Annotated in this window: 9 protein-coding genes; 3 read left to right on the top strand and 6 right to left on the bottom strand. The window is 36.7% G+C overall.

Translation table 11 applies throughout. The features are described from left to right. Positions 1-3: 3 nt before the first annotated feature. Entirely contained in the window at positions 4-753 is a 750-nt protein-coding gene (locus AB3K24_RS00830) for a LytR/AlgR family response regulator transcription factor (protein ID WP_367973283.1), read from the top strand. Between the two features lie 138 nt (positions 754-891). After that, positions 892-1,062, top strand: coding sequence for a lacticin 481 family lantibiotic (locus AB3K24_RS00825; protein WP_367973281.1), 171 nt, complete (start codon positions 892-894; stop codon positions 1,060-1,062). Positions 1,063-1,398: 336 nt separating this feature from the next. Here the strand turns inward: AB3K24_RS00825 and AB3K24_RS00820 are convergent, their stop codons facing one another. The 5 genes from AB3K24_RS00820 to AB3K24_RS00800 form a co-directional block, all read right to left on the bottom strand. Then, positions 1,399-2,757 carry a Na+/H+ antiporter NhaC family protein gene (locus AB3K24_RS00820; protein WP_367973279.1) on the bottom strand — a complete coding sequence of 453 codons (1,359 nt, stop codon included), beginning with the start codon at positions 2,755-2,757 and terminating at the stop codon, positions 1,399-1,401. Positions 2,758-3,131: 374 nt separating this feature from the next. Then, positions 3,132-5,516 (bottom strand): phosphoketolase family protein, encoded by a 2,385-nt coding sequence (locus AB3K24_RS00815; RefSeq protein ID WP_367973277.1) that lies wholly within the window; start codon positions 5,514-5,516, stop codon positions 3,132-3,134. Between the two features lie 62 nt (positions 5,517-5,578). After that, positions 5,579-6,385, bottom strand: a complete 807-nt coding sequence (locus AB3K24_RS00810; RefSeq protein WP_367973275.1) for a Cof-type HAD-IIB family hydrolase — start codon at positions 6,383-6,385, stop codon at positions 5,579-5,581. Between the two features lie 295 nt (positions 6,386-6,680). Then, positions 6,681-7,892 (bottom strand): MFS transporter, encoded by a 1,212-nt coding sequence (locus AB3K24_RS00805; protein ID WP_367973273.1) that lies wholly within the window; start codon positions 7,890-7,892, stop codon positions 6,681-6,683. Between the two features lie 111 nt (positions 7,893-8,003). Then, positions 8,004-8,318: a hypothetical protein gene (locus AB3K24_RS00800; RefSeq protein WP_367973271.1), complete on the bottom strand. Its 315-nt coding sequence runs from the start codon at positions 8,316-8,318 to the stop codon at positions 8,004-8,006. Between the two features lie 105 nt (positions 8,319-8,423). On the opposite strand from AB3K24_RS00800, the gene zwf reads away from it, so the two are divergent. After that, complete coding sequence (gene zwf / locus AB3K24_RS00795; protein ID WP_367973269.1) at positions 8,424-9,884, top strand: glucose-6-phosphate dehydrogenase; 1,461 nt, start codon at positions 8,424-8,426, stop codon at positions 9,882-9,884. A 73-nt stretch (positions 9,885-9,957) separates the two neighbouring features. On the opposite strand, the gene AB3K24_RS00790 is transcribed toward zwf, so the two are convergent. Continuing rightward, positions 9,958-11,751 (bottom strand): glycerophosphoryl diester phosphodiesterase membrane domain-containing protein, encoded by a 1,794-nt coding sequence (locus AB3K24_RS00790; protein WP_367973267.1) that lies wholly within the window; start codon positions 11,749-11,751, stop codon positions 9,958-9,960. Positions 11,752-11,995 lie beyond the last annotated feature (244 nt).

The raw sequence follows: 11,995 nt of genomic DNA, 5'->3' as shown, positions 1-11,995 counted from the left end.
ATGATGCCACATAAAATAAATACAATCATTTTAGATGACGAACCCTCAGCAATTGAAAATTTAGAGTCAATGCTATCATTTTATGACTACATCAATGTCGTGCAAACGTCGACTTCATTCAACCAGCTTTGGCATTACTTGCAATTACATGCTGATCAAGTAGATTTGTTGTTTTTAGATATTTTACTCCACAATGAAAATGGTTTAGATATCGCAAAAACAATTAATGAAACATATCCAAGCATTAAAATTATATTTTCCACCTCTGAAGCCTCTTATGCGCTTGATGCCTATGATACTTCACCTATTGACTATATTACCAAACCAATCAACGCTGTCAGATTACAAAAAGCACTAACAAAAATACGACAGATCGATAAACATCATATTCTGAAAAATAACGATGTTAAAATTGGTATTAAAAATAAAAATATGATCGACATGGTTAATATTGATAGCATCAAATTAATCAAAAAAGAATTACGTCACGTTAAATTGCTGTTAACTGATGACTCAAAATTAACGACAACAGAAACAATCAATGCCTTGTTTCTTAAATTAAAAGCTTATGGTTTTGTTATGGTGACGCGATCGATCATTGTCCCTATTCGTGATATTACTGCTATTGATTACAAGCAATCAACCCAACGTTACACGATTCAACTGCGTTCACAATTAAAATTACCACCTATTTCGCAAGCAAGAATCAAAGATATAAAATCTGATTTAGCTGCGTTCGATTGGATTATTTAATATTGATGTTTACGCATATAAAGTTACTATTAAAACTAGTTTTAGGGATATTCATACGCTAATTTAAACGTTTCGGTCAATTTTACGATTAACCATTTTAGTTGTATCCTATTATTGTTTAGCTAAACAATACAAAAAATGGAGGTCATTATCATGAAAGTAAATGAAGTTGCTTTATCTGCTTTGGAAGAAGTTACTGAATCAGAATTAGACGCTGTTCTAGGTGCTCGTAAGAGTGGTGTTATTAACACTATCAGTCATGAATGCAACATGAATTCATTCCAATTCGTGTTCACGTGCTGCTCATAATCAAATAAACATTAGTGTTATTTCAACCTGTGATTGATAGATTAGCTGTAAGTTTAATCTATTAATCACAGGTTTTTGTAATTATATTACAATCATAAAAATTCTCCTAAAGCATTTTCATGGAGGACTTGATTCATTTTAAATCTCTTTAAAAATATCATCCAGTATTATTCAAGTACATTTGAACTAAAGAATACAACACAAAATGCAAAATGAAGCTATTTTAATATATTCTTATCAACATTTTTTTGTTTAAAAAAACGTTGTAATTTAACAAAATAAAATCCAATGATCTATCCCAATCATTGGATTTTATTTATACAAAACCAACATTAACTACTTCTGTTCTTTTTGTCTCAACCCAACACCCGTCACTGCTGACAAAACTGACATGACTGGCGACAATAAGGCAAATAATGTAAATGGTGCAAATTCAATGACTGGCACGCCTAATGTTTGTGCAGCAAAGCCGCCTGCCACACCCCAAGGCACCAAATAATTCATCACTGTTCCTGAGTCTTCAATTGTGCGACCGAGAGACAGTGCTGACAATTTAACCTTTTTAAAACTTTCTTTAAACAATTGACCTGGTAGAATAGTTGCCAAATATTGTTCGCCAACTAAGAAATTAGCCCCAATCCCCGTCAATAATGTTGCCAAAACAATTGAACGTTGTGTTCGCAAATGAACAACAATTGGCGCCATGACACGATTTAAAATACCTAGGCCACTCAGTAACCCACCCAAAGCTAAGGCCAACATGATCATCATAATCGTTTCCATCATGGCAGACATCCCCCCGCGATTAAGCAGTGACATCAACGTTGCGTTAGTACTTGTCGTATGAAAACCATTAACTAATAAGTCGGCCCATGCGTTCAGACTATGCTGCGTTAAAAACATGACGCTTGATACTAAGACGTTAATCATCAGTGCTGGAATGGCAGGGATTTTCAACCATGCGGTCACGACCAATAGACCAAGCGGCACAATTGCCCACCATGTCGGTTGCAATAATGGTAGCAACGCCGTAATCTTACGCGTAGCATCTGCATGAGTTTGATGACCCAAACTCATTACAATTGTCACAATAAATGTTAAACTCCACGCTGGCACAGTCGTCCACATCAGATTTTTGATATGTGCAAACAAATCAGTTTCGGAAATGGCACTTGCTAAGTTAGTTGAATCTGATAATGGCGAATTCTTATCACCAAAAATTGCCCCTGACAACACAATGCCGGCAACTATGGCTGGATTGATGCCCATTAAAGTCCCAACACCCATCAGAGCGACACCAACTGTCGATAACGTTGTGAATGCACTACCGATTAATGTGCCAATAATTGATGTTGTGATGAAGGCTGTTGGCAAGAAAAAAGCCGGTGTTAACACTTTAAAACCAACCCAAATCATCGTTGGAATCACACCGATAGCTAACCATAATGCAATGAGTGCGCCAATTAATAAGAATAAAAATAACGGTGTCAACCCGGATTCAACACCCTTAATCAGCGCTGTTTGGCTAGCTTGCCAAGAAATACCCCTAAAGCGCGCAACGACCATAATCATACCAATGACAAGTAAGATCGGCGCAATCGGTGCCAGCCCAAAGCCAATCACACCGATTGCTAAAATCATAATTGTTGCGACAACTAATGCCACTGAAGTTCCTGTGTTTAATTTATTGTTCATCTTATTTCTCCTGCCAATTTTTTAACAACAATAAAAAAGTCCCCGCTGTCACATTGACAGAAGGGACGAATTGACATTTAAAATCCGTGGTACCACCCAGCTTACGCGCTAAAAAGCACATCACTTTGGCATTTGATAACATGGTGCTGCCATGCTTAAATCGATAGCTGTATTTCGAATGTCAACACCTGTGCAGTTTTCACCAACCACTGCTTCTCTTAACGCCGAATGTTTATTCTACTCAATAATTGCTAATTTCAAGTAATTTTAGTTTACTATGCCACTGGATTCTTGTCAACACGCCACTATACTGAAAGCACAGGACTTTTTCATGAAACCACATCCACCAGAACACTTAATTATTGCAACTTAATTTATTTAATATCATGCCATTGCCAATTGACAACGTCCGGTAAGTCGGTCCCTTTATCACAAATATAAGCAGTATGCTGCGCAAGTATCGTATCCATTTTTTGATTGAATTGACCAGCTGCATCAGCATAACTAGTCGCATTAATTGCATCCTTAGCTAAGTGAAAACGATCAAGCTCGTTAAGTACACGCATATCAAAAGGTGTTGTAATGTCACCATTTTCACGGTAGCCATGAAAAATAACGTGATGATTATGACGATCATAAAACAAATCGCGTGCTAGACTCTCAAAACCATGGAAAGCGAAAATAATCGGTTTATCAATCGTAAAGTAACGATCAAATTCGTCATCACTTAAACCGCGACTATCTTGATCATCCCCCTTTTTACGCAGTTTCAATAAATCTACAACGTTTATGAAATGGAATTTTAGATCAGGAAAATTATCGTGCAACAAAGAGATAGCTGCTAAGCTTTCCATAGTTGCTTCAGTACCAGCAGCTGCAAAAATAATATCTGGCGCAACATTATTGTCATTTGAAGCCCAAGGAATAATGCCTAGTCCATTATCAACTAACTCAGTCGCTTCATCGATTGTGAACCATTGCGTCCGTGGGTGTTTGGAAGCAACAATAATATTGATTTTATTACGAACCTTAAATGATTTATTCATCACAGCTAAAAGTGAGTTCGCATCGGCTGGCAGGAATTCATTAACGAATTCGTGCCCTTTTTCAGCCATATGTGTCAACATACCAGGATCTTGGTGAGTATAACCATTATGATCTTGTTGGAAAGCATGAGACGCGTTGACAATATTTAACGAAGGATAATCATGACGCCAAGTTTGTTCGGTCGCCTTACGTAGCCATTTATAATATTGTGTCAGCATAGAATCGATGACACGCGTAAAAGCTTCATATGATGCAAAGAAACCATGTCGTCCAGTCAGAACATAACCCTCTAGCCAGCCTTCAGCTTGATGCTCGGATAACTGTGCATCTAATATACGACCAGAATGTGCCATAGATTCATCATTTGGCGTATGAATGTCTTGCATCCATTGCCGGTTAGTCACCTTAAATTCATCCCATAGACGGTTAGACATCGTTTCGTCTGGACCAAACTGCCTAAAATTTTCAGGGTTTTTGGTCATAATATCGGCTATAAAAGTGGAAACGATTTGTAAATCCATTTTCTGCTTTTGATTGTTTTTGAGTTCCGTGCTAACAACCGCATATTTTTTATAATCAGGCATATTCAAAGGCTTTGTATCAATACCGCCATTAGTAATAGGATTCATCGCCATACGCTTGTCATTCTTAGGCTGGTTGACTCGTACAATATCCGTTAACGTCCCATCTTGATTAAATAATTCTTCAGGTTTGTAAGAGGTCAGCCAATCGGTCAACATTTTTTTGTGTTCTAAATGATTGGCATCAACAGGAATAGGTACTTGGTGCGCACGAAAAGAATTTTCAATTGGGTTACCTGCCAAATCTTTCTTTGGTCCTGTCCAACCTTTCGGTGCTCTTAAAACAATCATTGGCCAAATTGGCAACGATTCGTCGTCATGATCACGCGCATTTTTTTGAATCGCTTTAATTTTTTCTATCGCTGTATCAACAGCTTTAACCATAGCACCGTGGGCTTTAAAATTATCACTGCCATCAGTCTCGACAAACAATGGCTGCCATCCCATGCCTTCGTAATATTTCTCAAGATCACTGTCACTCATGCGCGACAAAATTGTTGGATTCGAAATTTTAAAACCATTTACCTGTACAATTGGTAAAATAGCACCATCGTGAATCGGGTTAATAAATTTACTAGAAAACCACGATGCCGCTAAAGGTCCAGTCTCAGATTCACCATCACCCACTTCTACAGCAGCAATCACGCCAGGATTATCCAAAATAGCCCCAACGCCGTGAGAAATAGAATAACCTAGTTCACCCCCCTCATGCATTGAACCAGGCGTTTCCGGCGCAGCATGAGAAGCAATACCGCCCGGAAAAGAAAACTGCTTAAACAAACGTTGCATGCCCTGAATATTCTGAGTGATCTTAGGATACATGTTCGTATAAGAACCATCCAAATAGGCATTGGATACCATTACTTGGCCACCGTGGCCTGATCCTTCTATATAAAACATATTCAAGTCATATTTCAAAATAGCACGATTTAAGTGCGCATAAATAAAGTTTTGTGGCGCAACTGTTCCCCAGTGTCCAATCGGCTTGATTTTAACATCATCCGATGTTAAATCGCTTTGTAGTAAGGGATTATTTCTCAAAAATAACTGACCAACAGACAAGTAATTAGCAGCTCGCCAATAGGCATCAATATAGTTTAAATAATCTTTTGAATCGTAATCAATTGTCATTTGTTCTCCTTCATGAACTACTTTTTAATTTTTTCTAGGCATGCACATCATGCTTTTTTCTACTATAAAACATTGGTAAAATAGTTTTCTAAAAATACCGCGACACCATCATCCACATTTGACACAGTCACATCGTTAGCACTTCTTTTCACGCTTGTAACAGCATTCCCCATCGCCACACCAACACCTGCAGCTTGAATCATATCTTCATCGTTTTCCTCATCGCCAAAAGCAATAACCTCAGACCACTCGATTCCAAAATGAGACATTAGTTTTTCCAATCCGATTTTCTTATTTGTTCCTTTTGGCAAAAATTCAAGCAAATTTCGTCGCGATCGCACAATTGTTAAATCATCAACTGTTTTTAAAAGAGCAACAATTTTATCTAATTTAGTAGGATCATCTTGGCAAACAAATTTATAATATTTTTGGTCCGGTAAATTCGTAAAACTTAAATTACTGAATGTCATAAGCGAACCAATATAATTTTCATAAGTTGATTTTCCAAGTTCAATAATTGAATACGCTTGTTGCAGCGAGACGATATCCAGTGGAAAATGGTATGTCATAGCCAAATTATAAATTGGTAAAATATCTTTTTTAACTATGTCCTGACTGAATAGTGTCTTTTTATTTAAATTATTGACAACGACTGCACCATTAAAATTAATCGCATAATCATCTGCTTTTAAAAGATCAAGTTGCTTGATAAAGGGTACAATTCCCTTAATCGGTCGGCCAGTGGTTAAAATAATTTTGATTCCTTTTCGATGCAGTTTTTTTAAAATCAACTCGTTTCTAGTACTAATATTTTTTTGTGGATTTAGTAGCGTATTATCTAAATCCAAGGCAATCAATTTCGTTTTCATAAGCTAGTAGCACCCCTTATTCATATTAAATTTCCTCCTACCCCCTATCTAAATTTAAACACGACGGTTTCTATTTGCAAAATAAATGTTTATAATGTCTTATATTAATATTATAAATAGAAACCTTATGCCATAATTTTGATCATATTAAAACCCGCAGCGTTAGATTTTATCCAACGTCGCGGGTTCACTTCAATATCATTACGTGTTTTAGTGCTTTTATACACTAAAAGTTTGATTTAAATCGATCCAATTAACTGTCATCTCAAAAATACGAACAACTTAACAATAATCTCTATGCCACTGGATTCTTGTCAACACGCCGCGACATTGTCACTGCTAGTAAACCAGTAATTATTATCATAACAATAAATACCGATAAAAATAGTATATCTGTCCACCCATGATCCATCATAACCCCTGAATATATTGGGCCAACAACACGACCTGAACTAATCATCATTGATACAAACCCTTGTGCTTGTCCCGCAACTTCTTTGGGTGTAATTTGGGCAACCCATGCTGGTACTTGTGGACTTTGTAACATTTCACCAATGGTTAATAATTCAAAAACTAACACAATTTGCCAAAATGTCGTCACAAAAATCAAGAAAAAGAAACTCAACGCAAAAATCACACTGCCTAAAATAACGGACACATGATACGGATGTTTATTGGCCCAATTTGAGACAAATTTCTGCAACACAATAATTGTGACACCATTAATCATCCATAAATCAGCATAGTTACGTGTTGGCATGCCCAAGGTTTTCATATGTGGTGCCATCACTGTTTCCCAAAGCATGTAAGATAAATACGTAATAAATAAGAGTGCCCCAATAGCAATTAAAACAGGTGTTAACTTGAATTTTTTCCTTGTGATTGTTGGCTTGTTGCCCTGTTCTTCTTCGTTGCTAACCACCGGATCAGCAGCATCCACCGACACATTAAATTTAGTCACAATGATCAGCATTAGCCCAAAATAAATGGCAGTCGAAATCATCATCAGCAAACTAAAACCATAATCAAATAAATAACCGACCGCTAACGTTCCTAGTACAACCCCAATATTTAAAACGATGTACATATTATTAAATATCACACGCGTTTTTTGACCGGGTACAGTTGTCGCAAAAGAATTCACTAATGTTTGCTCAATCCCCATACCAAAGTTCGCTATCCAAATTAAAATAGCAAATACTGGCCATTTATTAAAGAAAATAAGACTTGCCACAGCTGTTAAAATGATGATGCTTGTCATAACCATAGCGGCATAAGGCCGCCAATGATCAAATAATTTGCCACCAACAAAAGAGCCCAACAGACTCACCATGGCACCAATCATCAACACGACACCAGCGGTTGTAAAGCTCTGATTTAACACACCAGTGATGTATAAGGTCATAACAGGCCAAATCATAGAATTCCCTGTACTTGATAGTAACGTGCCCAGAAGTAGCCATTTCTCATTAAGCTGTCGCGGCTTATTAGCTAAACTTGTTTGCATAAATCCTCCAATTAGTAGGTTTATTGTAGCATAAAAAACAGCTTAAAATGATGTATTTTAAGCTGTTTCAACAAAAAATATCCTATTAAAAATTCGGTTTTTAAAATACTGTCATCTACCAATGAATTTTTTTAAAAAACGTCTGATTGGCTTGCTAAAGACAGCAGAATTTAAAACATATTGATGTCGCACAGGTGTCGTCCTTAAACCACCTGACTTTAACAATTCAGCTACTTCGACTGGTTTAATTGGCTCATCAGGTTGATACCGCCAATGATTAGTCTTCACATCAACATGAATCACATAATAATTTTTAGTATTTTTTTTGGTCGGTGCGTGGGCAATCAACGTTTGACCCGCATATTGGCCAATGTCTAATTGTCGTAAAATTTGTTGTTGTTTTGGGGTAAAGTCATTAATTAACATTTTTTCCTTGCTAAGCGATTGACGTGTTTGTGAAAACGCGTACTTTCTAACTGATTTTGCGTTATAATAATAGTTGAATTCAATTCTAATATTAAGGGGAACATTATGGTTTCAGAAATCAAGACATTGGTAACATTTTTTGGCGGTACTGGTGATTTGGCAAAGCGCAAGCTTTACCCATCAGTTTTCAACCTTTATAAGAAAGGTTACCTACAAGAACACTTTGCCATTGTTGGCACGGCGCGTCAAGACCTAACGGACGAAGAATTTAAGCAATTAGTTCGCGAGTCTATTGCGGACTTTACAGAAGATCAAGATCAAGCCGAGGCATTTATTGCCCATTTCTCATACCGTGCACATGATGTCACAGATGCCGCTTCATATGCTATCTTAAAAGAAGCCATTGAAGAAGCAGCTACTAAATTTGATATTGATGGCAACCGCATTTTCTATATGTCAGTTGCACCCCGCTTCTTTGGTACAATTGCCAAATACCTGAAGTCTGAAGCTTTGTTGGCATCAACTGGTTACAATCGTTTGATGATTGAAAAGCCCTTTGGTACATCATATACTACAGCCGAAGAATTGCAAAATGATTTAGAAAATGCTTTTTCAGATGACCAATTATTCCGTATTGACCATTATCTTGGTAAAGAAATGGTACAAAACATTGCTGCGTTACGTTTTGGTAACCCAATCTTTGATGCTGCTTGGAACAAAGACTATATTAAAAATGTGCAAGTAACACTAGCAGAAGTTTTGGGTGTTGAAGAACGCGCTGGTTACTACGATACTACTGGTGCATTGCTCGACATGATTCAAAACCACACCATGCAAATTGTTGGTTGGTTAGCTATGGAAAAACCTGCTTCATTTAATGACAAGGATATCCGTGCTGCTAAGAATGCTGCCTTCAATGCATTGAAGATTTATGATGAAGAAGAAGTCAATAAATACTTCGTTCGCGCGCAATACGGTGCCGGTGATTCAGCCGATTTCAAGCCATATCTTGAAGAACTTGATGTCCCTGCTGATTCAAAGAACAATACATTTATTGCTGGTGAACTACAATTTGACTTGCCTCGTTGGGAAGGTGTCCCTTTCTATGTTCGCTCAGGTAAGCGTTTAGCTACTAAGCAAACACGTGTTGATATCGTCTTCAAGGCTGGTACATTTGACTTTGGTACAGCACAAGAAGCGCAAGAGTCTGTTTTATCAATTTTGATTGACCCTAAGGGTGGCATAGAGTTCAAGATTAACTCAAAGTCTGTTGAAGATTCATTCAACACACGTACAATTGATCTTGGTTGGACAATTTCTGATGAAGATAAGCAAAACACACCAGAACCATATGAACGTATGATTCATGATACTATGGACGGCGATGGTTCAAACTTCGCCGACTGGAATGGTGTCGCCATTGCTTGGAAGTTCGTTGATGCTATTTCAGCAGTTTATACTGCCGGTAAAGCACCACTTGAAACTTACAAGTCAGGTTCAATGGGACCAGAAGCATCTGATAAGTTGTTAGCCGGTAACGGTGACGCTTGGGTGTTTAAAGGTTAAAATTTAATAATAAAAGGCCTCTCACAAAATGTGGGAGGCCTTTTATTATATCATGATATATAACACCTTTTAATCAGCCAACACCTGCAACATAATATAACAGCTTGTCAGAGTAAGTTACATGATCTGCATCAAAGGTTGCTTTATGCACGGCGGCCATATTATCCGTGATAACGCCGTCTGCGCCAAAGTACATCATCCGTAGAATAGATTTTTCATCATTTGGTGTCCAAGCGAACACTTTTTTGCCATCATTGTGTGCTGCCTGTATGAAATGCTTATTAACCGTGCTAAATTCAACCGTATAAAAATCCGAATGTGATTTTGGTGGGCCAATAATATTAAATGGTACAATATAGCCCGCTTCGACAGTTGGCGCAATTTTCTTCGCATCTTCAATTAACTCAAAATTTAACGATTGGATGATGTGATGATTTTCTACCAGATTATCTTGATACTTGCGCATAAAACGTTCGACTAATTGCGTATTATTTTTATCCGTCGTCTTAAATTCGATTAAAAGTTTTTGATGTATCGCATTGGCAGATTTCAAATAATCATCAAACGATGCCATTGGTGCCACCTGATTATTTTCACGAACCTTTAACTTGGTCAAGTCCTTTAAATTCATATTTCCTGGCGTATTATTAACACCGGTTAATTTTTTTAAATTAAAATCGTGAAAAACAACAAATTGATTATCTTTAGTCAATTGTACATCCATTTCTATATAATCAGGATGATCTTTTGCCGTTTTATTTAAGGCAGTAATACTATTTTGAACCCCATTTTGTTCAGAAACACCACGATGTGATGCACTAATTGGTCTAGAAATATCAATTGACTTTAAATAAGTTAAATTATAATATCCGACAAGACTCACGCTTAAAATTCCAAAAATAAGATAAGCACTTAACTGTCCAAAAACCTTTTGATGCTTATGAACTAAAACATTTGCCCCTATTTTTGGCGTTGGTAATACATTATTATGTGACATATCATCAACAATAACCAGAAACATCCCCACCGTGGTTAATGCCAAATTAGTCAAAATAATCACCTGCAGTAGCGTCATAATAATTGCTGCACTAACTAACGTGTACACACCAATATGTTGCTCAACTAATTTTTGAATGCCAATTAAAATAGCGAAACTCAGTGACGTAAATATGACTGTACCAAAAGCAATTATACCTAATTTTTTTAATATGTTAAAAAATCGGTTACGTGTTAAATCCAAACTACTTCTAATTGCCTCGCGGGTTGGCAAATTATTTAATATCATGTTTGGTAAGACAAATATTAGTCGTACACCGATATAAGTTAGTAACAGATAGACTAAAATAAATGCCCCAACGATCACTAAACGGTGATCAAAAATGTAATCCATAATAAATGATGGTATTTTTATTTTTGATAATAAATCCGATCCGTAGCTCACACCGCCCAAGGGTAATATTAACACCAGGTAAAACATGAAGAACAAACCTGTACTGATGCCGATTTTTCTAATTTGACGCAATGTCCTAATGAGCAGTTGATACACGCCAATCGGTTGCTTAACATGAATGAAATAGACACTCATAAGCAAAAAAGCAAATTCAAAAAAAGATAACAAAATTGATAAAATAAAAACACCAATTAAAGCCAAAAAAATCATCGGTTGTTGCCACATCATTGCGCCTAAAGTGTTGACCGACAAATAGTTTATGTGACTAGTCTTTAAAATAAATTGACTGACTTTACCCAACAATGGCAACAGTATGAAAATAAATAAGACATGGACAGCAAGGACATTTTTGAAATACCTTTTACTACGCCATAGAAATCCAACAGACTCTAAAATCTTTAATCGTATATATCGCATCAAAACTCTCCTGAGTTTGATTATAGCGAACAATAAGACATTAGTCTATCACTGGTTTAATTGCTGATAAATTTTTACTGTCCTATAGTAATCACTTGAACTGGGAAATCCGACAGCTGTTCCAAATTATGCGAGGTCATGATAACCAATTTACCGCGTTCCTGTACCAAGGAAGCAATCATCCTTAAAATAACTTTTGTATTATTACTATCAACCCCGCTTGTTGGCTCATCATTAATAAGTG

Origin of the sequence: Leuconostoc aquikimchii, assembly GCF_040838325.1 — a bacterium.
GTDB classification, from domain to species: Bacteria; Bacillota; Bacilli; order Lactobacillales; family Lactobacillaceae; genus Leuconostoc; species Leuconostoc aquikimchii.
This window is presented reverse-complemented; position numbering and strand designations above follow the sequence as displayed.

Coding starts and splice junctions, on each gene's coding strand:
- AB3K24_RS00810 (WP_367973275.1), bottom strand. CDS start 6,385: ATGAAAACGAAATTGATTGCCTTGGATTTAGATAATACGCTACTAAAT.
- AB3K24_RS00830 (WP_367973283.1), top strand. CDS start 4: ATGCCACATAAAATAAATACAATCATTTTAGATGACGAACCCTCAGCA.
- zwf (WP_367973269.1), top strand. CDS start 8,424: ATGGTTTCAGAAATCAAGACATTGGTAACATTTTTTGGCGGTACTGGT.
- AB3K24_RS00825 (WP_367973281.1), top strand. CDS start 892: ATGGAGGTCATTATCATGAAAGTAAATGAAGTTGCTTTATCTGCTTTG.
- AB3K24_RS00790 (WP_367973267.1), bottom strand. CDS start 11,751: ATGCGATATATACGATTAAAGATTTTAGAGTCTGTTGGATTTCTATGG.
- AB3K24_RS00805 (WP_367973273.1), bottom strand. CDS start 7,892: ATGCAAACAAGTTTAGCTAATAAGCCGCGACAGCTTAATGAGAAATGG.
- AB3K24_RS00800 (WP_367973271.1), bottom strand. CDS start 8,318: ATGTTAATTAATGACTTTACCCCAAAACAACAACAAATTTTACGACAA.
- AB3K24_RS00815 (WP_367973277.1), bottom strand. CDS start 5,516: ATGACAATTGATTACGATTCAAAAGATTATTTAAACTATATTGATGCC.
- AB3K24_RS00820 (WP_367973279.1), bottom strand. CDS start 2,757: ATGAACAATAAATTAAACACAGGAACTTCAGTGGCATTAGTTGTCGCA.